This is a genomic window from Serratia sp. Ser99 (genome assembly GCF_024519545.1).
Taxonomy (GTDB): Bacteria; Pseudomonadota; Gammaproteobacteria; order Enterobacterales; family Enterobacteriaceae; genus Serratia; species Serratia liquefaciens.
In genome coordinates, this window is sequence record NZ_JALJRT010000004.1 from 103,559 (window position 1) to 123,541 (window position 19,983).

Here is a 19,983-nt window from a genome sequence, read left to right on the forward strand (position 1 = left end):
GACGGTGATTCTGGGCTGGCTTACCGAACAAGGATTTAGCGATGTTGATGACCCAACTTACCGTGACCAAATACCGCTATTACCGTTGGCTGCTAGCCGGGGCGGTCGGGTTGGCTATTCTGCTGTTGTCGCTTTACACCCGCTATTATCAGGAAATCGGCACCATCGAGCACAATCGTCAGGTGCTTGCCAATCGCACCGTCGCCAAGATCAACAACCTGTTGTCACCGGCTGAATTACAGGCCAAACGCTCCATGCCCCTGCTGACCTCCACTTGTGAAACCGTCATGCCCACACTGCGCTTTCGCGCCGCACAAAACCAGGCGCTTCGGGCAATGCTGCTGGTCAAGGATGGTGTTATTTACTGTTCCAGCCTGTTTGGTTCCCGCAAGTATGTTTTCAGCGCTATTTTGCCCGCAATAGCAAACGATGGCGCGAAGCTGGCGCTGCGCCCTTCGCTGTCGGTCGCCAAAGGCGTCCCCACCCTGATCATGTGGACGCCAGAGACGGATAATGATCGCCGTAACGGCGTCTTGCACGTCTTTAATATTGAACTGCTGGCAAACTTTCTGCTCGAGCCTCAGGAACCCTATGCGCAGCGGGTGGTGCTGAACGTCGGAGATTACAGTTTGGAATACGGTCGCCGCGAGATCCTGCGCAGCGATAGCCTGACAACCGATTTGCGCTATACCGCGAAATCTACGCAATACCCTTTCTCTGTCTCGCTGTTCGGTCCTCAGGCCGGCATGCTGGCGCTTGCGGCACTGCCGCGCCATGTTCCGCTGTCGTTGTTGATCAGCCTGCTGGCAGCCTACGTGGTGTACCTGCTCACCGCGAATCGCATGAGCCTTTCGTACCATATAGGACATGCCATTTCTCATCGCGAATTCCGCGTTTACTGTCAGCCGATCATCAACGCTGAAACCGGTCGCTGCGTTGGGGTTGAAACCCTGCTGCGCTGGAAAAACAAACGCCAGGGCTGGATCTCCCCCGACGTGTTCATCCCGTTGGCGGAACAGCATGGGTTAATCATTCCCCTGACCCGCTACCTGATAAGCACCATAGTGGAAAATCTGCAGTTATTCCCGCCGCGTCCGTCGTTTTATATCAGCATCAACGTCGCCGCCGAGCATTTCAACGCGGTGACCATCATCGATGATATTCGCCGTCTGTGGCTGCCTGCCGAACCGATGCCGTCGCTGATGCTGGAGCTGACCGAACGCACCGCGCTGTCAGAAATTCAGTATGAGCAAATCAAAACGCTGAAGGAGATGGGCATTATGCTGGCGATCGATGACTTTGGCACCGGGCACAGCTCGCTCAGCTACCTGAAAAAACTCAGCCCGGACGTGTTGAAGATCGATCGCGGGTTTACCGCCGCCATCGGTACCGATGCCATTAACGCCACGGTCACCGATACCATTATTACGTTGGCACAGCGCCTGAAATTGAAACTGGTGGCTGAAGGGGTAGAAACCGCCGAACAGGTTGAATACTTGCGCTCGCACGACGTGAATGCCCTGCAAGGCTTCTACTTTGCCAAGCCAATGCCAATCCATGTTTTCCCGCTGTGGCTACAGCAGTACGAATCGCGGTTACGGACGGGGAATCAGCGGGAAGAACAAAAAACAGGGCTGGAAAAAAAACCGGAGGCATGATGCCTCCGGCTTGCGTGTTACTGATGTTCCTCGTCGTGAGGCTCCACTTTGGTGATGCGCACCAGCTCAATGCGGTACTCTGACACCTCAATGACTTCGAAGCGCAGCCGGTTAAGCTCCACCACGTCCCCCACCACCGGCATTTGGCCGTAATGGGCCAGCAGGAACCCAGCCAAGGTGGCGTAATCTGCCGTCGGGCTGACCAGATCTTCGCAGTTTAGCGCCTGCTCCAGCGAGTGCATATCGGCACCGCCTTTTACCAGCCAGCTGTCGGCTTCCACCACGATATCCGGCGTCTCGTCCTCATCGGGGAACTCACCGGCAATGGCTTCCAGCACGTCCAAAGGCGTCACCAGCCCCTGCACGACGCCGAACTCATTGGTGACCACCACCAGTCGCCCCTTGGCGCGACGCAGCACTGCCAACAGATTAATCACGTCCATGGTTTCCGGCACCACGATCGGCGGTGTGCGCGCGGCAAACTCGGCGATGTCTTCGCCCCGTTCTACCGCCACCAGCAGATCCTTGGCGCGCACCACGCCGATAATTTCATCCAACGAGTCACGACAAACCGGGAACAGGCTGTGTGGAGTATCCAACAGCTGTTCGCGCACCTCTTCACGAGAGCGGTCGCAATCCACCCATGAAATTTCGGTACGTGGCGTCATCACGCTACGCAGTGAACGCGAGGCCAGCGTCAACACGCCGCTGATCATATAGCGCTCTTCTTCCGCGAAGGTTTCATTCACCGGCAACGGTGCCGCTTCATCCGTCTGCTGCGCACGCTGTTGCCCCATCAGACGCATAATCGCCTCGGCGGTGCGTTCACGCATCGGGCGATGGGCCTGGTGCTTGATAAAGTTACGGCGCGCGATTTGGTTAAACAGCTCAATCAGGATCGAGAAGCCAATCGCAGCGTACAGATAGCCTTTCGGAATATGCATGCCAAAGCCTTCGGCGATCAGGCTCAAGCCGATCATCAACAGGAAGCTCAGACACAGCACCACGATAGTCGGATGCGCATTCACGAAGTTAGTCAGCGGTTTAGAGGCCACCAACATCACCACCATAGCGATAACCACGGCGGTCATCATCACCGGCAGGTCGTTCACCATCCCCACGGCGGTAATCACCGCGTCGAGCGAGAACACTGCGTCAAGGATCACAATTTGCACCACCACCGCCCAGAACTTGGCGTAACCGCGGTTGGCGCCATCCTGATGCGTCTGCCCTTCCAGCCGTTCGTGCAATTCCATGGTGGCCTTGAACAACAGGAAAACACCGCCGAACAGCAGGATCAGATCGCGGCCGGAGAAGCTGAAGTCCGCGACGCTAAACAGTGGCGTGGTCAGCGTAACCATCCAGGAAATTACCGACAACAGGCCCAGACGCATAAACAGCGCCAGCGACAATCCGAGGATACGCGCTTTATCACGCTGCTTCGGCGGCAGCTTATCGGCCAAAATGGCGATAAACACCAGGTTGTCGATACCCAGTACAATTTCCAACACGACAAGTGTCAGTAACCCAGCCCAAATTGAGGGGTCCATTAAAAATTCCATATCAGACTCCGAAAAAAAGACAGGATTGCCGAGCTGTGCTCAGGCGTGAGAATGCCGACGCAGGATTAGCGCTGACAACGACAGCAAGATAACGGGATTGTAGTACCGGGGAATGGCCGAGCGGCCGTGTGATGTTTGCAACGCCAGCAGGTGGCGGGTGGAACCTTGAAAAACAGTAACTTCGGTGACAGTCCATAGGGTGGGCTGAGGCCCTTCACTCCTAAATATGAAAGAGGAAATACTCTAGCAGGAAATTTTTAGCCGGCAAAGAAGCTTTTTTACCTTCTGCATTCTCTTGTAACAGCTCTGTTGTTTAATTCCTCAAACGCTGCGTTAGGACTTATCCGAGCGCTCAATAACAGAGCAACGTCACAAAATTTATTTTTTCACTCACTAAAATAAATGGCGCTAACGTGGAACAACGCGCACAGGCATTTGAAACTGCGCGAGAAATGTTAAGAGCGGGTTTCCAGATTTCTACCATAATGTATCTGAACCGCGGAAGTGACTGCCAGGAAGCAAATGAACTAAAGACCGACACAATCCGTGCACGAAGTTCAATGAGGAGGTAGCGAGTGGCAATAGCTATTATCATCGGCACACACGGGACCGCAGCGGAACAATTGCTGAAAACGACGGAGATGCTATTGGGCGAACAGGACAACGTCGCTTTTATAGATTTCGTCCCCGGAGAAAATGCCGAAACGTTAATCGAGAAATACAACGGGAAAATCAGCGGACTCGACACCAGCGGTGGCGTCCTGTTCCTGGTCGATACCTGGGGCGGCAGCCCGTTCAATGCGGCCAGCCGCATCGCCGTCGATAAAGAAAATTATGAGGTCGTCACCGGGGTTAACATTCCCATGCTGGTGGAAACCTTCATGGCACGAGACGACAACCCCAGCTTCGACGAATTGGTCGCCCTGGCGTTGGAAACCGGCCGTGAGGGCGTGAAAGCGCTGAAAAAACCGGCAGAAGAGAGTGTTAAGCCCGCGGCACCGCAGAGTTCTCCCGCCGCCAAACCCGCTGCCCCACAAGCGCCGCTGGGGCCCAATGACCATATGAAAATCGGCCTGGCCCGTATCGATGACCGCCTGATCCACGGCCAGGTAGCGACCCGCTGGACCAAGGAAACCGACGTCAGCCGCATTATCGTGGTCAGCGACGAAGTTGCCGCCGACCACGTTCGCAAAACCTTGCTGACCCAGGTTGCCCCGCCGGGCGTCACCGCACACGTGGTTGACGTAGCGAAAGCCATTCGCGTGTGGAACAACCCGAAATACGCTGGCGATCGCGTGATGTTGCTGTTTACCAATCCGACCGACGTCTGGCGCCTGGTGGAAGCCGGTGTGGATATCAAGTCGGTGAATATCGGTGGCATGGCGTTCCGCCAGGGCAAAACACAGGTGAACAATGCCGTGTCGGTTGACGAAAAAGATATCGAAGCGTTTAAGAAATTAAACGAGCGCGGTATTGAATTGGAAGTGCGTAAAGTCTCGTCCGACAGCCGGTTAAAAATGATGGACCTGATTAACAAACTCAATTAATGGCGACAGCCAGTAATTATTTTACTCAGAGATCTTTGGTCATAGGAGAAGTGCAATGGAGATTACCACTCTTCAGATTGTACTGATATTTATCGTTGCCTGTATCGCCGGGATGGGTTCTGTCCTCGACGAGTTTCAATTTCACCGTCCGCTGGTCGCATGTACCCTGATCGGTTTTATCCTCGGTGACATGAAAACCGGTATCATCATCGGCGGTACGCTGGAGATGATCGCCCTGGGCTGGATGAACATCGGTGCGGCGGTTGCGCCAGATGCAGCATTGGCGTCCATCATTTCCACCATTTTGGTTATTGCCGGCGGACAAAGCGTCGGTGCCGGTATCGCCCTGGCCATCCCGCTGGCGGCAGCCGGACAAGTTCTGACCATCATCGTGCGTACCCTGACCGTCGCCTTCCAGCACGCAGCGGACAGCGCGGCAGAACGCGGCAGTTTACGCGCCATCACCTGGTTGCATATTTCCGCCCTGCTGTTGCAGGCGATGCGTATCGCTATCCCAGCGGTTATCGTCGCTATCTCGGTCGGCACCTCTGGCGTTCACGCGCTGCTTAACTCGATCCCGGAAGTCGTCACCAGCGGCCTGAACATCGCCGGCGGGATGATCGTGGTGGTCGGTTACGCCATGGTGATCAACATGATGCGTGCCGGTTATCTGATGCCATTCTTCTACCTCGGCTTCGTTACCGCCGCCTTCACCAACTTTAACCTGGTCGCGCTCGGCGTTATCGGCGTGGTGATGGCCGTGCTGTATATCCAGCTCAGCCCGAAATACAACAAGTCACAAGTTGTGCAAGCCGGCCCGGCTAACGCCAACGACCTCGATAACGAACTGGACTAGGAATAGGTGAGAGAAATGGTTGATACAACAGCTCAAAAGAAACTCACGCCAGCCGATATTCGCGGTGTGTTTATGCGTTCGAACCTGTTCCAGGGTTCATGGAACTTCGAACGTATGCAGGCGCTGGGTTTTTGCTTCTCCATGGTGCCGGTGATCCGTCGCCTGTACCCGGAAAATAACGACGATCGCAAACAAGCGATTAAACGCCATCTGGAGTTCTTCAACACCCACCCTTACGTGGCGGCGCCGGTGCTTGGCGTGACCATGGCAATGGAAGAGCAACGCGCTAACGGCGCGCCGATCGACGATGCGGCAATCAACGGCATCAAGGTCGGCTTGATGGGGCCTCTGGCCGGCGTAGGCGACCCGATTTTCTGGGGGACCGTTCGTCCGGTATTCGCCGCGCTTGGTGCCGGTATCGCCATGAGTGGCAGCCTGCTGGGTCCGATTTTATTCTTCGTCCTGTTCAACCTGGTGCGCCTGTTGACCCGCTATTACGGCGTGGCCTACGGCTACCGCAAAGGGGTGGATATCGTTAACGACATGGGCGGCGGCTTCCTGCAAAAACTGACGGAAGGAGCGTCGATTCTCGGCCTGTTTGTCATGGGGGCATTGGTTAACAAGTGGACGCACGTGAATATCCCGTTGGTGGTGTCTAAAATCACCGACCAGACCGGGCATACCACGGTGACCACGGTGCAGACTATCCTCGACCAGTTGATGCCGGGCCTGGTGCCGTTACTGCTGACCTTTGGCTGTATGTGGCTGCTGCGCAGGAAAGTGAATGCGCTGTGGATTATCATCGGCTTCTTCGCCATCGGTATCTTTGGTTACTGGGTTGGCCTGCTGGGCCTGTAAGACGATTATCAGCCGGGGGGAAACCCCCGGCTTTTTTATTTTTGGAGCTAGAAGATGTCGCTGACCGATGGCGTATTACTGATTTTCACCGCGCTGATGCTGGTGTATGCGATTTACGACGAATTCGGGATGAACCTGCTGAAGGGCAAAACGCTGCTCAAGGTACAGCTAAAACGACGTAACCGGATTGATTGTCTGATCTTTGTCGGTCTGATTGCCATTCTGATTTATCGTAATGTCACGACACAGGGTGCTGCATTAACCACCTATCTGCTTATTTCTTTAGCACTGATCGCCGTCTACATATCCTATATTCGCTGGCCCAAGATGTTGTTTAAAGCGCAGGGTTTCTTTTATGCCAATGCGTTTATCGAATATAACCGCATTAAGGCCATGAATTTATCTGAAGATGGCATTCTGGTCATCGATCTGGAGCGGCGCAGACTGCTTATTCAGGTCACGCAATTAGACGATCTGGAAAAAATATATCACTTTTTTGTTGAAAATCAGTGAGTAAAAATAACCTCAACGGAACCTCTGTTCTCGCCATGCGCTGAATGTGGATAATTAATCACCAGCGCATAAGGCTACCTGATTATTATTTATGCAACATTATTGCACTCGCCTACATTATATTCCGTCTTGCATATTTCATTAATGAAAATAATTATCAATTCCAAATAAATATCCATGGGGAATAAGGGTTGTTGCCAACGGAAATAATATGGTATGGTTGCGCCGTCATTGGGGAGTAGCCGGTTTCTGGACAATTAAACGCCAGAAACGCCCGTATCAACATACTCGTTTTAATCATTAAAACGTGGTGCGGGCAGCCAGGTAAGGTTGGCGAGACCATAGACACGTAACTCCGTCGTATGGTTGGGGGTGGGTTACGTGTATATGGAGCCGCCCGGCCGAGGCTATTTTACATGAACTTGTCAGCTACACTCATTCTCGCTTTTGGCATGTCTATGGATGCGTTTGCCGCGTCGATCGGCAAAGGTGCCAGCCTGCATCAGCCCCGTTTTCGTGAAGCGCTACGCACCGGACTCATCTTCGGTGTGGTTGAAGCCATTACGCCGATTATCGGTTGGGGCATCGGCCTGTTCGCCAGTCAATACATCATGGAGTGGGATCACTGGGTCGCCTTCTCGCTGCTGTTTATTCTCGGTATGCGCATGATTGTCGAAGGCGTCAGAAACCGCCCTGAAGAAGAAGAGAAAGTGAAGCGTCACGGATTCTGGCTGCTGGTGGCCACGGCTATCGCCACCAGTCTGGATGCTATGGCTATCGGCGTTGGCCTGGCCTTCCTGCAGGTGAACATTGTGCACACCGCCATGGCTATCGGCATGGCCACCATGATTATGGCGACGCTGGGCATGATGATTGGCCGCTTTATTGGGCCATTACTCGGTAAACGCGCTGAGATCCTTGGCGGCGTGGTGCTGATCGCCATCGGCGTCAATATTCTGCTGGAGCATTTGGGCTACCTCGCCTGAACCGACAGCACCCAAAGAAAAACCTGCCAACGGCAGGTTTTTTTGTTTCTGCCCCTCTTAGTCGGTCCGGTCATCGCCAGCCCGCAGCAAAGCTGAACCACTCTGTCGGGCGGCATTAAGCATGCCGGCGGCGATAGAGCGCAATAACGAAATCTGTTTCGCAGAGGAAGGTCTCACTGGCGCTCAGGCGCTGCTGGACCTCCGGAGAGGCCCGCCAGGCAAAAGGCGTCATCTGCAGCAGATTGGCCGCCTGCTCGCCCGGCAGCGTCATCGGGTAGGCCAGCGATTCGACCCGCTCACAGTCAAAGCCCGCGAACTGCTCATTCTGTTCGGCATGCAGTTGCACCTGCTGATAAACCTGCTCTTTTAACTGATACAGATGGCGTGGACCAGGCGATACCGTCACCACGACGCCACCGGGTTTCACCACCCGGGCCAGTTCTTCCGCCTTGCAGGGCGCATAAATACGCAGAATGGCGTCTAAAGAGGCGTCGGCGAACGGCAGACGATGGCTCGACGCTACGCAGAATGACACCGCAGGATAACGCTTGGCCGCATAGCGGATCGCCACCTTGGCGACATCCAGCCCATACAGGGTCATATTGCGTTGTTGCGTCAATCGGGCAGCCACTTCCGCCGTGTAGTACCCCTCGCCGCAGCCGATATCCAGCAGCGCCTGTGCGTCGGGCGCCAGCGCCTCATCCAACAGCTCGGCTACCCGCTGCTGCAAAGGCCGATAAAAACCGCCATCCAGGAACGCGCGCCGCGCCTGCATCATTTCCGTACTGTCGCCGGGTTGCTTCGAACGCTTGTGCTGTACCGGCAGCAGGTTGACGTAGCCCTCTTTGGCGCAGTCAAACTGATGGTTAGCGTCGCAACGCCATTGCGGTGAGGAAAAATGAAGCGGCTGATGGCACAGAGGGCACTGATAAGACATGGCTTGGGTTCCAGAGAGATACGGCGCGGCTAGTCTAAAGAAGGCTTCTGTGTGATGCAAGGCGCATCCCATGGGGGCTAGCCAAGCAGGAAAAAAACTGACTACACTGACGCTAAGTTTTCTGACGCAGGTAAAGACGTTTATGACCGACTATTCCCCGCTTCTCAACCGCGTTCCCGCTATTCGACACGGTTTCGGCAACAAGAGCGCGTTGCTGCCTGGGCATCTGCAGCCCTATCGCGCCACCTTGCCGGAAAAAAAACAGGTACACGGCACGCGCATTGTCGACGTAACGCAGGCAGCGCAGGCGTGTGGTGAGGCCGATGGGTTCTATACCCGCCAGCCGGGCATTCTGCTCAGCGTGTTAACGGCAGACTGCCTGCCGGTGATTTTCAGCCGCCATGACGGCTCGGCCATTGCAGCCGTGCATGCCGGCTGGCGTGGGCTGCTGGATGGCGTTCTGGAGCAGCTGGCGGCGCGTATCGCACAAGATGACTCAACCACCAACTGGGTCGCGTCCATCGGCCCTGCGGCCGGCCCATGCTGTTATGAGGTGAATGAAGAACTGGTCGAACGGTTCAAACAGCAGTTGCCGCTGCCCGCCAGCTTAATCAGTCCCCACTATCGTCACCTGGATCTGGCCGCAATCGCCGAATCCAAACTTCGCGAGCTGGGATTCGCCGCCGTGGACCATGCTGGCAGCTGCACCATCTGCACGCCTAATACCGACCCGCTGCAGCCACAGCGCTTTAAATACACCAGCTATCGGCGCAACAGTCACCGTCGCGAACAGGATCCCACCCACCCAGGCATCACCGGACGCAACCAGTATGCGGCCATTATTATCACCGGCGAATAACAGAAACGAAAAAACCCGCACCAAGGCGGGTTTTTTGTACAGCTGACGCTGATTAGATTGCAGTAACGTTTACTGCAGATGGGCCTTTCTGGCCATCTTGGATTTCGAACTCAACGTTCTGGCCTTCAGCCAGGGTTTTGAAGCCGTTACCCTGGATTGCAGAGAAGTGTACGAACACGTCTTTGCTGCCGTCAGCTGGAGTGATGAAACCGAAACCTTTAGATTCGTTGAACCACTTAACTTGACCTTTGATCTTTGCCATCTTGAGTATTTCCTTTGGATTGTTTAAACCGCCCGTAGGCGTTACATAGACAAACTAGAGTCGTTACTGCTTGAGGCACTAAGATAAGGATCGGCAGAGAAGCGGTATTCAACGCTAACGTTTTTACTCAGAACTTCTTTACTGAAAATGCCACACATATACAGAACTGTACCTCGTTTTACCCAGATGCGTTATCACATACTCTGTATTCGATGGCAAGCCATTTTTAATCACTGATGGAGCTGTCGCACATATTTGAAACGGTCGAGAGCAATATAAGCTTAAATAGGCTAAAAGATGTTGAAGCCTTAGCTATTTTCTGCTTAACACTTACACTGCGCTACACTCCGCATCCTGACTGAATTTTAACAATTCTTTCATCCGATTGACTCATGAATGTTGCAACATATAACTCCAGCCAGACGCTTAGAACGTTAAAAAATTTGAATCTTTATGGAATTTCTTATACGACATTTGAATATCGATGAACGGGCGTATTGGAGACCGGCTGATCCGACCATTGGGTTGCCATCCGGACGGCTTAACGCTGGCATAGCCCACTCTTCGGCAATCCCTCCGCCTGCAACAGCACAATAATACCAGGGTAAATTATTGCCACGCTCGCCAACTGACCATAATTCATGCAACCCATGCTCTACCATGAAAATCAAATAGCGTGCCACTTTTGGGTGCATAAGCATGCAAAATCAGAATTTACGCACCGTGGTCGTGCATCCACAGAGAAATACATCCTCCGTAACGCCGTTAAATAACGCCAATAACCTTGAGGTCAGTGCGAACCTATAGCGAAATTAAATCTTAAAAACTGAACGGGTATTTATGCGTTCAAGAGCAATTGCGAGTTGACGTATTTATTTTATCTTTTGTCACGCGCCTACCCTATTCAAGTCAACCGGTTAGGCCAGGTTGTGGATATTGCCGTCCGGCAAGCTGCCCACATCGCTACAACCTGCGGTGGGACTGGCTTGCGGACGGCTACGGGGGCGACGCCAGCCCCGTTTGTCACGAATTAACGCTTAAGAGTTAGGTTCAAGCAGAATGCGCTCACCAATTTTAATTGGCCGGAACCGGTGTTGTTCTATCCCGGCCGAACTCAACGCCAGTTTTAATTGCTGCGGCGGCTCATCCAATGACTCATCGGCTAATTCAAAAACACCCCAATGGATTGGAATGACCTGCGGCGCATTTAATTGCTGATACAGCGTCACCGACTGTTGCGGATCCATATGTTGTTCCTGCATGAACCAACGTGGTGCATAAGCGCCTATCGGCAACGCCGCCACGTCAAAGGGCCCTAAACGCGCGCCAATGTCCGCCAGCCGCTCCGAATAGCCGCTGTCGCCCGAAAAATAGAATCGAAGTGCCGGATGATGAATCACCCAACCGCACCATAAAGAGCGATTGCGGTCCCACAGGGTGCGCATACTCCAGTGGCGCGCCGGCGTACTGTGAAACGTCAGGTCACCCAACTGCAGGCTATCCCACCAGTCCAGCTCCTCGACCCGTTGCAGGCGATAGCGCCGGAACCAACTTTTCAGCCCCAACGGGACGATAAAGGTCGCATGCGGAAAACGACGCGCCAACTGCCTGATGGTGCGCCGATCGAGATGGTCATAATGGTTATGCGAGATCAATACCACGTCCACCGTCGGTAACTGCTGCACCGTCAGCGGCGTTGGGGTCTTGCGCTTTGGGCCATAAAAACTCAACGGCGATGCTCGCTGCGACAACACCGGGTCAATCAGAATGTAACGCCCTTCAAGACGCAGCAGCATTGAGGCATGCCCCAACCACCAGATACCGTTGTCGCTGCCGCTGAGGTCTGCCTGCTGCCACCAGCGTTGGGTAAACTGTTGGTACCCCATTTGCGGTGGCTTGGGCAGGCCCTGCTGCTTGCGCTCATCCTGCCAGCGCTTCAAATCCCCCTCCCGGCGCAGAGTAGGCTCCGGGTTACGAAACCCTTGCGGCGTATGGTGCGCTTTGCCGGCATCATAGTAACGATTGGTTATCTTCAAGTTGCTCTCCCGACCACTGCGGACACCCTGCACGGGCAGTTTCGATAACATAACAAAATAGACGATTGGTGCGCTTTGTGAACTGTGCTCACCTCAGGGGGGACCTTTTCGCCCATTGTGGTGTCACAATCCCTGTGAGAATGCCAGGGCCGCCTAGAGCCTGTTAAGCATCTCTTAAGATCCTTGTGTTTTACTTATAGGACATTCAGAAAAGGAGAAGTTATGAGCCGTTCTACATCACGCAAATCACGTGTTCGCATGGGCCGTATCCGTAGCGCGATGCTGGCACAGATGCAGTATTGGAAAATGTATGTCGCGATGAAACTGCGCCGCGTACGCGTGCCGGCACCCCAGGTGCTGTTGTTTGGCGCGATGGTGAGTTTTTTCATGCTGGCCGTATTGATGCTTAGCGTGGTCGCTATCGATGTCATCACCACGGTATTCCTGCTGTGCAGGAAGCTGTTGGGGTTGGGCCGCTCCGCACCGGGCAATGCCTTTATGCCACGCGGCTAAATGAAAATGGGAGGCGCAAAACGCGCCTCCGTGAAACCTTAACGCCGAACGTTAGCGCCCTTGCGGCGCGTCAGCTTGAACCCTATCCACAACAGCAAGATCCACACCGGCATCAGCAACACCGAGATACGGATCCCCTCGCTGAAATACATGATGACCAGGATTAGACTGAGGAACACCAGGCACAAATAGTTGCCGAACGGGTACCACAACGCCTTAAAGCTCGGGATCACGCCCTGACGGTTTTTCGCCGCGCGGAAGCGTAAATGCGCCAGGCAAATCATCACCCAGTTGATCACCAGCGTGGACACCACCAGCGCCATCAGCAATTCAAACGCCTTGCCGGGCATCACATAGTTGATCAGTACACCGACAGAGGTCACCAGCGCCGACAGCGCAATCGACAGCACCGGCACGCCGCGCTTGTTCACCCGCGTCAACGCCTTGGGCGCATTGCCCTGCGTCGCCAGGCCGAACAGCATGCGACTGTTGGCATAGACGCCGCTGTTGTACACCGACAGCGCTGCCGTCAGGACCACCACGTTAAGCAGGGTCGCCACCAGGCTGCTGTCCAACGCATGGAAAATCATCACAAACGGGCTACCGCCTTCCACCACTTTGTCCCACGGATAAAGCGACAGCAGGACCGTTAGCGAACCGATATAAAAAATCAGGATGCGGTACACCACCTGATTGGTGGCCTTCGGGATGCTGCGGCGCGGATCGGCGGCTTCGGCCGCGGTAATACCGACCATCTCCAGGCCGCCGAACGAGAACATGATCACCGCCATCGCCATCACCAGCCCGCTGATGCCGTGCGGCATAAAGCCTCCCTGCTCCCACAGGTTGTTGAGGCTGGCTTGCGGACCGCCGTTGCCGCTGGCCAACAGCCAGGCACCAAACAAGATCATACCGACGATTGCCACCACCTTGATGATGGCAAACCAAAACTCGGTCTCGCCATACAGCCGGACATTGACCAGGTTGATCAAATTAATCAGGACAAAAAATACCGCGGCGGAAACCCAGGTTGGGATGTCCGGCCACCAGTACTGAATATAAATACCGACGGCGGTCAGTTCGGCCATGCCGACCAAAATGAACATCGCCCAGTAGTTCCAGCCGGAAAGAAAACCGGCGAAATCGCCCCAATATTTATAAGCGAAGTGGCTGAACGACCCGGCAACCGGCTCCTCGACCACCATCTCCCCCAGTTGGCGCATGATCAGGAAGGCAATGAATCCGCCGATGGCATAGCCCAGCAATACCGATGGGCCGGCCATTTTAATGGTCTGCGCAATGCCGAGAAACAGGCCGGTGCCAATAGCGCCGCCCAGGGCGATAAGTTGTATATGTCTGTTTTTTAAACCGCGTTTTAGCGGGGTATCCTGCTGCTGACCGCCCATCTTATCCTCATATGGCGTGGGAACCTGGCGCTGTTGCACAAGATTTCGCCATTCAATAAATGTATCTGCGGGCGGCTTTTTAACACTTAACCCCGTGAGCATCAAGGAGTAGCACCCCGGCGACGTCGGCCAAGGCGCTATTTTATGCTGGAATTAACGGCAGTAAGGGCAGGTTTTTAGCTGGACAGACCGCAAAGTTTGGTCAGGTTGCGGGCGCCAATCATCAGCGTGGCGACGTAGGACTGGCGGCGTGTTACCACCTCTACCGCCACGCGATCGTTTTGATATTTTATCAGGTAGGTTGACGGCCAACCCTGTCGGCGCTGACCAAAGCTTTCGGCATGACGATCGATTGCCGCATGGGCAATCACCAGATGAGACAAGTTTTTATCACCTTTAATAATGCGCTTCATAAACAGGCTCCGCCAGAGACAGTTCTGTTGTCATAAAAAGGGAAAAATCATCAGTAATTCTGGTGTTTCAACGGACCATTTCGTTGGTTTGCTGGCTCAGCAGGAAGCAGATCATTGCCGCACGCAGCGGGCTGCTGCTGTCCGCCTGCCATTCGCCGCGTTGGGTGATCATACGCGCCTGCCACTGCGGGTTGTCGCCCTGGCTGTCGGCATTCAGGCTGATTTTATTGGCGCAGATAATTGGCCAGGCATCGGAGGGATTCTTGCAATAGTCTTTACCTTTCACACCGCCGTAGGGATACCATTTGTCCGGATTTTCTCCGGTGATCAGCGCAATGCTGCGGTTCACCTCGGCGTCGCTTTCTTCATACCATTTAATCATCGGCTTTATCCATCTTTCGTAGAGTTGGCGCTACATTACGATGCCAATACGACATATTTATGACAACGCGAGGGCTTTCCACATTATCTCCACTAATGTTTTTTCGGCTTTATCTTTTCCTGGACGCTGATTACACTTTTTCCCTGTTTTGTTGCGCAGGAATACCGGCATGTTAACTGGCCTTAACCATCTGACGCTTGCAGTCAGCGACGTCAACCGCAGCTTCAATTTTTATAGCAACCTGTTGGGTTTTGTCCCACATGCTCGCTGGCAAACTGGCGCCTACCTGTCTCTGGGGGAGCTGTGGCTGTGTTTGTCATGGGACGACGCACGAGCCGTAAATTCAGCAAAGGATTACACCCATTACGCGTTCAGCGTGGCGCCGGCAGATTTCGCCAAGGTTGCTTCGCGGCTGCGCCAGGCTGGGGTTGATGAGTGGAAAACTAACCGTAGCGAGGGGGAATCGCTGTACTTTCTTGACCCGGACGGACACCAATTGGAAATTCACGGCGGCGACCTGGCCAGTCGGTTGGCGGCGTGCCGCGCAGCGCCCTATCAGGGAATGGAGTTTTTCTAAGCGATGCGGGTGGCGTAAACTTGGGCACGCCACCCGGCAGAAAGTTTGCTTAACGCTCGGGGATAAAACCTTTGAAATCCAGCGCCGGGCTGAGATCGTCATCGTCGATTACGCTATCGCCACGCGCGCTTTGCGCCAGGCTTTTCAATAATGCAGTCTGCTGACGCTGCTGCTCGGCAATTTCCTGCAGCAGACGGACCTGTTCATTGGCACGCACACTGGCACGATTCACCAGGAACCAGACCCATAATCCCACCAACAGCGCCAGCGCCGCGAGGGCCAGCGAAAGCAGGCTATTCGAACCAAAACCTAAATCGTACATGGACAACCCTATCTACTGCTAAAAACAGGCGCACATCTTAACACTCCGGGTGCGGGCACGAACATCTTGATAGTAAATTGTTATGCACCGCTGCGCATCTCACCAGGGAATGAAACGAGTAACGGAACACACCCCCAACGCAAAGGAGCCTCCCTCATCGCAGTAGCTATCCAGCGCCAGCAGATAAAAAAACAGACAGGCCGCAAGGAACGCCACTATCACGAGGACTTTTTTTCGCAACAAATTTAGCAGCCTCATTGTTATCTTGATAATCTGTTCGTCATGCTACCACAGCTAACTTAAACGAAGTTTAACCTGTCGTTTAGAAACCGTTTTGACGATGACTTTTCAGATTGTTACCGTTGCAGCCTGCGTCGGCGCGTGGCTATATCGCAACGACGATAAATAAACGGGAGTTATAATGAGTAAGCTGATTAAGGGGTTACTGCTACTGGCAGTGGTGTATGGCGTATTTTTGTTTTCGGGATACGGCGTATTGGTCGGCAGCAACAAGAACGTGGCTGGCCTGGGGTTGCAGTGTAAATATATGACCGCACGCAATGTGGTGATTGCTCAGTATCTGCACGGGGACAACGGCGTCATTGGCGTGGCCGACTGTCCGCTGTTCAAAAAAGTCGAAACGGTGGTGGATTGATCACCACCGCCCGAAACCGTCGCCAGGCGGCGGTTTCCCCCATCAGTTGCGGGTAAACTTCATCTCAATCAGCGCAATCGCTTTTTCGATCGCCCTGCGGGTCACGGGATCGGCACCGGCAGGATGAGTGGAGAAATCGATGCTTTTCAGCTGGCTTGCCATCTTATCACGCACCTCGGTCGGCGCGATAACGTCGATAACATCCAGAATCTGTTTGATCACCAGTTGGCAGGCAACCAGGTCGGAGGCCAATTCCTGATCGTTGCTCAGCATGTCTGACATAATTACTTTCCTTCTTGATTCAGTCGCCGCACAGAATAACATGTCACCTGGTGCTTTGCCGCCCCCAGGTTGTTTGCCGCTGAATTTCAACGTTATTGCGCATCGGGTGCCAAAATGCCCGGCCGTATTGGCCTATACTTAAGGTTTAAGCGACGCGCTTACCGGCGCATCCTTCAGCCACACCCCAACAGGAGAAAGTTATGGCAAACCACAATGTGAAATCCTGGGCAACCGTACGTGAAACCTCGGTTGAAATCGCGGAGGCAATTTTTGAGCTGGCAAAAAACGATGAGGTTCTGGCACAAAAAATCTGGGAGGAAGGCAGTGACGAAGCGTTGCAAATAGCTTTCGCCAAAACCAGTGCCGACCAGCTGTACTGGGGCGAAGAAACCGTAGAGCGAAAAAACGTCTAATCCACGCAACTCAGCAATAAAAAGCCCGGGTCACTGCTGCGCCCAGGCTTTTTCGGTTTTCGGTCAACCCCGACTTGGGGTCGTGTTGTTCCCTGAAATCACGGCTCTTCACCTCCCACACCTTCCGCATTATTCATTCTCATCACCGGCGTCACCATAAAAGCGGCAACGCCCACAATCACAACCAGAGTAATAATCACTGTCATTAACATGCGATCACCCCTTCAACGCTGAATTGTCACGGCTGACTCTGCTTTGGCGGTTATTCTTTGCGACCAGAACCACTGCGATATCAGCGGTAGCGGGCAACCTCAGATTAGCCGTTTTTCCTTCCGCCTGACAAGCTGCTTGACGATGGTTTTTCCGAATAATTTCGCCTGGGTGACGGCGGTCTTTTTGTCCATGCGGCAAGTTGTGTATACTTCAGCGCTATGTAGATCTCACACAGACGCACTGATGATACAAGAACACCACCTCTCATTAGTCTGCGCCCTCAGTAAATGGGTCGAAACTCACCTTGGAAGAGTGATCCATCTTGAAGAGCTGGCCGAGTATTCCGGCTACTCGCTGTGGCACATGCAGAAGCTGTTCAAAGAAGCGACCGGGATTTCGCTGGGTAAGTATATTCGCGAACGCAGGTTGGCCGGGGCGGTTTACCAGTTGCGCACCAGTGACGCCTCCATCTTCGACATCGCTCTGGATTTCGGTTTTGGCTCGCAATCGCATTTCACTTATATGTTCAGAAAGCGCTTCAACATCACGCCTTATGATTTCCGTCAGGATTTAAGCGTCGACCTGCATATCGCCCCGCCGCTGCACGTCATTCATCAAAAAACCGCCTGACTCTCTTTCCCGCCGCCGCTAACGGCGGGCTAATGTGCCCACAGCACCACTAAAATAGCGACCAGCGCGGGCAGCGCCTGTACACGGAGAATCTTGCGGCTCGCGGTCAGCCCACCAAACATGCCCGCCACCAGCACACACCCAAGAAAGAACAGTTGCACCTCCGGCTCCTCACGCCAGACGCCCCAGGCTAATCCCGCCGCCAGAAAACCGTTGTATAACCCTTGATTGGCCGCCAGCACCCGCGTGGCGGCAGCAAACTCCGCGGTGGTGGCGAACACTCGCCTGCCGGTAGGCTTCTGCCATAGGAACATTTCCAGGATCAGGATATACAAATGGATCGCTGCAATAAGCAACACCACTATATTAGAAAGAATTATCATTGTTATTAGCAGGGTTAATCAGATATTGGGTTTTATAAGTATAACCTCACTGAGAATATTGCGAATATATCGACAAAAAAAACCCCGCCGTAGCGGGTTTATTGCATAATCATTCAGAGTTAGTTCAGAGCAACAACCAGCATGGCTGCAATAGAGATCCAGAACGCCGCCGTTGCAATAACAACATGGGATAATCTTGCACGATAGAGTACTTGGCTCATAATAACCTCACAGGCTTCTGACTAGCGGTGGTTAACATCACTTCTTGAGAGTTATCTTAATCCACTGCTCCGACCATTTATTTGCGCAAGATCACTATTTACCAGATAAACTATATCGATGCGAAAACATGGAATTTCGATCACATTAATTTAACGTTAATAGAGCGAAATGAATAAAAATATCCCGTTGTTATAGCACGAAGGTATCAATCATCGCTCCAGGGCAGGCGTGGCGCGGTCATGCGAGGACCGCAATAGCCGACGACATCGGGAAAACGTGAATTCCCCTGCTCCCAATCACGCTGCGCACGGCTAATCTCTTGTTTGCTGTGGCCGACAAAATTCCACCAAATGAGAATCTCTTCGGTTAATGGCAAGCCACCGATTAATAATGCACGACTTCCTTTCTTGGCACGTAACTCGATACGGTTAAGATTTATACCTAAATAGGCGAATTCATCAGGTGAAAATTTTTCATCATTAACCTCAAATGCACCAATAAGGGGCAATAAACCTATTTCAAAATCTTTTCGCAGAGGTAATTGCAAATAACCATCAGCCTGCCATTCCAAATCCATGGCGATTAACGGTGAAAAAGTCGACACCGGTGAACGATATTGTTCGAACTCCCCTACCAGCAAAGTATGCTTCACTTCGTCATGCAGCCAGCACGGCAAGTCGGGATAATGATCGAAGCGCGGGGCCATGTCGGCATGTTCTGCGGGCAAGGCAATCCATAATTGTGCAGCATGCAAACGCCGTTGCTCACCGGTTGACTGTTCGGTATGCGCTATACCGCGTCCTGCGGTCATCAGATTGACCTGTCCGGGCCGTATCACCTGTTCGCTGCCCAGGCTATCCCGGTGCAGAACTTCCCCTTCAATCATCCAGGTAAAGGTTTGCAGACCGATATGCGGATGTGGGCCAACGTCCATCCCCTGCGAGGAACCGCTGAATACCGACGGGCCTGCATGGTCGAGAAAGCACCATGCGCCCAGCGTACGCCGTTCACGGGTGGGCAAGGCACGGCTTATCGGGATACCACCAACTTCGGCGTTACGTACGGCAATACGTTGGATCTGACGGATGCCGTCAACCACAGGACAATCACGGGAAGAGGATGAATAGGTTGGGCGGGAATTGCTCATGATTAACGCCTCCAGAACGACACACGGGTTGAGTGAGTAGCTGGACGCCAGCTTATCATGAGCAAGCGACCAGAACGCAACCCGGGAGGCAGAAGGCTACGACGCCTTTATATAGCAGCCTTTGATGTCGACCTCATCGCGCGCATGCTTGAGATCGGAAAAGTAAGTCACACCAAAAAGAATCGATACCACTAACAACACGGAAACCAGTAAACCGATAACGGCCAACAGCTTGGTTTCATCGTGGAGATTGTGCTCCATTTTATCTCCTGTATTGAACGACATCACGTCAGCCATAGCGTGACTGAAAGCGTAAAAATGATCAGGGAACAGGACGCTATCGCCAGCACA

General features: G+C 53.5%; 26 protein-coding genes and 1 riboswitch. Of the genes, 12 read left to right on the forward strand and 14 right to left on the reverse strand.

Features of this window, described 5'->3' with window-relative positions; all coding sequences use genetic code 11:
* The first annotated feature begins 41 nt into the window (after positions 1-41).
* A complete protein-coding gene (locus NR114_RS10260) occupies positions 42-1,658 on the forward strand; it encodes an EAL domain-containing protein (RefSeq protein ID WP_256813611.1) in 1,617 nt (538 codons plus the stop codon).
* Positions 1,659-1,675: 17 nt separating this feature from the next.
* Here NR114_RS10260 and NR114_RS10265 read toward each other — a convergent pair whose 3' ends face one another.
* A complete protein-coding gene (locus NR114_RS10265) occupies positions 1,676-3,220 on the reverse strand; it encodes a TerC family protein (protein WP_046373328.1) in 1,545 nt (514 codons plus the stop codon).
* Between the two features lie 575 nt (positions 3,221-3,795).
* Here NR114_RS10265 and manX point away from each other — a divergent pair.
* The 5 genes from manX (at position 3,796) to mntP (ending at position 7,980) form a co-directional block, all read left to right on the forward strand.
* On the forward strand, positions 3,796-4,767 hold the full coding sequence (gene manX, locus NR114_RS10270) for a PTS mannose transporter subunit IIAB (protein ID WP_046373327.1): 972 nt from the start codon (positions 3,796-3,798) through the stop codon (positions 4,765-4,767).
* Between the two features lie 55 nt (positions 4,768-4,822).
* Complete coding sequence (locus NR114_RS10275; RefSeq protein ID WP_017893113.1) at positions 4,823-5,623, forward strand: PTS mannose/fructose/sorbose transporter subunit IIC; 801 nt, start codon at positions 4,823-4,825, stop codon at positions 5,621-5,623.
* Positions 5,624-5,638: 15 nt separating this feature from the next.
* On the forward strand, positions 5,639-6,481 hold the full coding sequence (locus NR114_RS10280) for a PTS mannose transporter subunit IID (protein WP_012145539.1): 843 nt from the start codon (positions 5,639-5,641) through the stop codon (positions 6,479-6,481).
* Between the two features lie 54 nt (positions 6,482-6,535).
* Positions 6,536-6,994, forward strand: coding sequence for a DUF986 family protein (locus NR114_RS10285; protein WP_020827301.1), 459 nt, complete (start codon positions 6,536-6,538; stop codon positions 6,992-6,994).
* A 221-nt stretch (positions 6,995-7,215) separates the two neighbouring features.
* A riboswitch (yybP-ykoY riboswitch) is annotated at positions 7,216-7,403 on the forward strand.
* A gap of 7 nt (positions 7,404-7,410) precedes the next feature.
* Positions 7,411-7,980, forward strand: a complete 570-nt coding sequence (gene mntP, locus NR114_RS10290) for a manganese efflux pump MntP (protein WP_041414651.1) — start codon at positions 7,411-7,413, stop codon at positions 7,978-7,980.
* A gap of 115 nt (positions 7,981-8,095) precedes the next feature.
* On the opposite strand, the gene rlmA is transcribed toward mntP, so the two are convergent.
* The gene (gene rlmA, locus NR114_RS10295; protein WP_217331347.1) at positions 8,096-8,917 is read right to left on the reverse strand and encodes a 23S rRNA (guanine(745)-N(1))-methyltransferase; all 822 of its coding nucleotides are present in this window, start codon (positions 8,915-8,917) and stop codon (positions 8,096-8,098) included.
* Positions 8,918-9,059: 142 nt separating this feature from the next.
* On the opposite strand from rlmA, the gene pgeF reads away from it, so the two are divergent.
* Entirely contained in the window at positions 9,060-9,776 is a 717-nt protein-coding gene (pgeF, locus tag NR114_RS10300; protein ID WP_174574354.1) for a peptidoglycan editing factor PgeF, read from the forward strand.
* A gap of 52 nt (positions 9,777-9,828) precedes the next feature.
* Here the strand turns inward: pgeF and cspE are convergent, their stop codons facing one another.
* The 3 genes from cspE to NR114_RS10315 all read right to left on the reverse strand — a co-directional run bounded on the left by cspE (position 9,829) and on the right by NR114_RS10315 (position 12,074).
* The gene (cspE, locus tag NR114_RS10305; protein WP_002221949.1) at positions 9,829-10,038 is read right to left on the reverse strand and encodes a transcription antiterminator/RNA stability regulator CspE; all 210 of its coding nucleotides are present in this window, start codon (positions 10,036-10,038) and stop codon (positions 9,829-9,831) included.
* Between the two features lie 41 nt (positions 10,039-10,079).
* A complete protein-coding gene (locus NR114_RS10310; protein WP_071593021.1) occupies positions 10,080-10,196 on the reverse strand; it encodes a DUF2627 domain-containing protein in 117 nt (38 codons plus the stop codon).
* Positions 10,197-11,075: 879 nt separating this feature from the next.
* Positions 11,076-12,074 (reverse strand): MBL fold metallo-hydrolase, encoded by a 999-nt coding sequence (locus NR114_RS10315; protein ID WP_020827305.1) that lies wholly within the window; start codon positions 12,072-12,074, stop codon positions 11,076-11,078.
* A gap of 222 nt (positions 12,075-12,296) precedes the next feature.
* On the opposite strand from NR114_RS10315, the gene NR114_RS10320 reads away from it, so the two are divergent.
* On the forward strand, positions 12,297-12,587 hold the full coding sequence (locus NR114_RS10320) for a hypothetical protein (RefSeq protein WP_234529401.1): 291 nt from the start codon (positions 12,297-12,299) through the stop codon (positions 12,585-12,587).
* A gap of 38 nt (positions 12,588-12,625) precedes the next feature.
* On the opposite strand, the gene NR114_RS10325 is transcribed toward NR114_RS10320, so the two are convergent.
* From NR114_RS10325 to NR114_RS10335, 3 genes are all read right to left on the reverse strand, one after another.
* Positions 12,626-13,993 (reverse strand): amino acid permease, encoded by a 1,368-nt coding sequence (locus NR114_RS10325; RefSeq protein WP_256813599.1) that lies wholly within the window; start codon positions 13,991-13,993, stop codon positions 12,626-12,628.
* Between the two features lie 176 nt (positions 13,994-14,169).
* Positions 14,170-14,406, reverse strand: a complete 237-nt coding sequence (locus tag NR114_RS10330; protein ID WP_020827308.1) for a DUF4060 family protein — start codon at positions 14,404-14,406, stop codon at positions 14,170-14,172.
* Between the two features lie 67 nt (positions 14,407-14,473).
* Complete coding sequence (locus NR114_RS10335) at positions 14,474-14,788, reverse strand: phage protein NinX family protein (protein ID WP_020827309.1); 315 nt, start codon at positions 14,786-14,788, stop codon at positions 14,474-14,476.
* Between the two features lie 169 nt (positions 14,789-14,957).
* On the opposite strand from NR114_RS10335, the gene fos reads away from it, so the two are divergent.
* On the forward strand, positions 14,958-15,365 hold the full coding sequence (gene fos, locus NR114_RS10340) for a fosfomycin resistance glutathione transferase (RefSeq protein WP_048760155.1): 408 nt from the start codon (positions 14,958-14,960) through the stop codon (positions 15,363-15,365).
* A 49-nt stretch (positions 15,366-15,414) separates the two neighbouring features.
* Here fos and NR114_RS10345 read toward each other — a convergent pair whose 3' ends face one another.
* The gene (locus tag NR114_RS10345; protein ID WP_020827311.1) at positions 15,415-15,687 is read right to left on the reverse strand and encodes a YebO family protein; all 273 of its coding nucleotides are present in this window, start codon (positions 15,685-15,687) and stop codon (positions 15,415-15,417) included.
* A gap of 99 nt (positions 15,688-15,786) precedes the next feature.
* Entirely contained in the window at positions 15,787-15,945 is a 159-nt protein-coding gene (locus NR114_RS10350) for a PhoP/PhoQ regulator MgrB (protein ID WP_044551945.1), read from the reverse strand.
* A 163-nt stretch (positions 15,946-16,108) separates the two neighbouring features.
* Between NR114_RS10350 and NR114_RS10355 the strand changes: the two genes are divergently transcribed.
* Positions 16,109-16,342, forward strand: a complete 234-nt coding sequence (locus tag NR114_RS10355; RefSeq protein WP_020827312.1) for a YobH family protein — start codon at positions 16,109-16,111, stop codon at positions 16,340-16,342.
* A gap of 42 nt (positions 16,343-16,384) precedes the next feature.
* Here NR114_RS10355 and NR114_RS10360 read toward each other — a convergent pair whose 3' ends face one another.
* Positions 16,385-16,624, reverse strand: a complete 240-nt coding sequence (locus NR114_RS10360) for a DUF2766 family protein (protein WP_004945684.1) — start codon at positions 16,622-16,624, stop codon at positions 16,385-16,387.
* Positions 16,625-16,824: 200 nt separating this feature from the next.
* Between NR114_RS10360 and NR114_RS10365 the strand changes: the two genes are divergently transcribed.
* Together NR114_RS10365 and NR114_RS10370 are read left to right on the forward strand one after the other, a co-directional pair.
* Positions 16,825-17,037: a YccJ family protein gene (locus NR114_RS10365; protein WP_037419942.1), complete on the forward strand. Its 213-nt coding sequence runs from the start codon at positions 16,825-16,827 to the stop codon at positions 17,035-17,037.
* A 456-nt stretch (positions 17,038-17,493) separates the two neighbouring features.
* Positions 17,494-17,880, forward strand: a complete 387-nt coding sequence (locus NR114_RS10370; RefSeq protein ID WP_041414657.1) for a helix-turn-helix domain-containing protein — start codon at positions 17,494-17,496, stop codon at positions 17,878-17,880.
* Between the two features lie 29 nt (positions 17,881-17,909).
* Here the strand turns inward: NR114_RS10370 and NR114_RS10375 are convergent, their stop codons facing one another.
* The 3 genes from NR114_RS10375 to NR114_RS10385 all read right to left on the reverse strand — a co-directional run bounded on the left by NR114_RS10375 (position 17,910) and on the right by NR114_RS10385 (position 19,893).
* The gene (locus tag NR114_RS10375; RefSeq protein ID WP_306219292.1) at positions 17,910-18,263 is read right to left on the reverse strand and encodes a DUF1304 domain-containing protein; all 354 of its coding nucleotides are present in this window, start codon (positions 18,261-18,263) and stop codon (positions 17,910-17,912) included.
* A gap of 427 nt (positions 18,264-18,690) precedes the next feature.
* The gene (locus NR114_RS10380) at positions 18,691-19,632 is read right to left on the reverse strand and encodes a pirin family protein (RefSeq protein ID WP_116690296.1); all 942 of its coding nucleotides are present in this window, start codon (positions 19,630-19,632) and stop codon (positions 18,691-18,693) included.
* 96 nt (positions 19,633-19,728) lie between these two features.
* Positions 19,729-19,893 carry a hypothetical protein gene (locus tag NR114_RS10385; protein ID WP_020827317.1) on the reverse strand — a complete coding sequence of 55 codons (165 nt, stop codon included), beginning with the start codon at positions 19,891-19,893 and terminating at the stop codon, positions 19,729-19,731.
* Positions 19,894-19,983 lie beyond the last annotated feature (90 nt).

Excerpts from the sequence above, each read along its gene's own strand:
- NR114_RS10260 (WP_256813611.1), top strand. The coding sequence starts at position 42 with ATGTTGATGACCCAACTTACCGTGACCAAATACCGCTATTACCGTTGG.
- NR114_RS10265 (WP_046373328.1), bottom strand. The coding sequence starts at position 3,220 with ATGGAATTTTTAATGGACCCCTCAATTTGGGCTGGGTTACTGACACTT.
- NR114_RS10275 (WP_017893113.1), top strand. The coding sequence starts at position 4,823 with ATGGAGATTACCACTCTTCAGATTGTACTGATATTTATCGTTGCCTGT.
- NR114_RS10280 (WP_012145539.1), top strand. The coding sequence starts at position 5,639 with ATGGTTGATACAACAGCTCAAAAGAAACTCACGCCAGCCGATATTCGC.
- NR114_RS10285 (WP_020827301.1), top strand. The coding sequence starts at position 6,536 with ATGTCGCTGACCGATGGCGTATTACTGATTTTCACCGCGCTGATGCTG.
- mntP (WP_041414651.1), top strand. The coding sequence starts at position 7,411 with ATGAACTTGTCAGCTACACTCATTCTCGCTTTTGGCATGTCTATGGAT.
- rlmA (WP_217331347.1), bottom strand. The coding sequence starts at position 8,917 with ATGTCTTATCAGTGCCCTCTGTGCCATCAGCCGCTTCATTTTTCCTCA.
- pgeF (WP_174574354.1), top strand. The coding sequence starts at position 9,060 with ATGACCGACTATTCCCCGCTTCTCAACCGCGTTCCCGCTATTCGACAC.
- cspE (WP_002221949.1), bottom strand. The coding sequence starts at position 10,038 with ATGGCAAAGATCAAAGGTCAAGTTAAGTGGTTCAACGAATCTAAAGGT.
- NR114_RS10310 (WP_071593021.1), bottom strand. The coding sequence starts at position 10,196 with ATGTGTGGCATTTTCAGTAAAGAAGTTCTGAGTAAAAACGTTAGCGTT.
- NR114_RS10320 (WP_234529401.1), top strand. The coding sequence starts at position 12,297 with ATGAGCCGTTCTACATCACGCAAATCACGTGTTCGCATGGGCCGTATC.
- NR114_RS10325 (WP_256813599.1), bottom strand. The coding sequence starts at position 13,993 with ATGGGCGGTCAGCAGCAGGATACCCCGCTAAAACGCGGTTTAAAAAAC.
- NR114_RS10330 (WP_020827308.1), bottom strand. The coding sequence starts at position 14,406 with ATGAAGCGCATTATTAAAGGTGATAAAAACTTGTCTCATCTGGTGATT.
- NR114_RS10335 (WP_020827309.1), bottom strand. The coding sequence starts at position 14,788 with ATGATTAAATGGTATGAAGAAAGCGACGCCGAGGTGAACCGCAGCATT.
- fos (WP_048760155.1), top strand. The coding sequence starts at position 14,958 with ATGTTAACTGGCCTTAACCATCTGACGCTTGCAGTCAGCGACGTCAAC.
- NR114_RS10345 (WP_020827311.1), bottom strand. The coding sequence starts at position 15,687 with ATGTACGATTTAGGTTTTGGTTCGAATAGCCTGCTTTCGCTGGCCCTC.
- NR114_RS10350 (WP_044551945.1), bottom strand. The coding sequence starts at position 15,945 with ATGAGGCTGCTAAATTTGTTGCGAAAAAAAGTCCTCGTGATAGTGGCG.
- NR114_RS10355 (WP_020827312.1), top strand. The coding sequence starts at position 16,109 with ATGAGTAAGCTGATTAAGGGGTTACTGCTACTGGCAGTGGTGTATGGC.
- NR114_RS10360 (WP_004945684.1), bottom strand. The coding sequence starts at position 16,624 with ATGTCAGACATGCTGAGCAACGATCAGGAATTGGCCTCCGACCTGGTT.
- NR114_RS10365 (WP_037419942.1), top strand. The coding sequence starts at position 16,825 with ATGGCAAACCACAATGTGAAATCCTGGGCAACCGTACGTGAAACCTCG.
- NR114_RS10370 (WP_041414657.1), top strand. The coding sequence starts at position 17,494 with ATGATACAAGAACACCACCTCTCATTAGTCTGCGCCCTCAGTAAATGG.
- NR114_RS10375 (WP_306219292.1), bottom strand. The coding sequence starts at position 18,263 with ATGATAATTCTTTCTAATATAGTGGTGTTGCTTATTGCAGCGATCCAT.
- NR114_RS10380 (WP_116690296.1), bottom strand. The coding sequence starts at position 19,632 with ATGAGCAATTCCCGCCCAACCTATTCATCCTCTTCCCGTGATTGTCCT.
- NR114_RS10385 (WP_020827317.1), bottom strand. The coding sequence starts at position 19,893 with ATGGAGCACAATCTCCACGATGAAACCAAGCTGTTGGCCGTTATCGGT.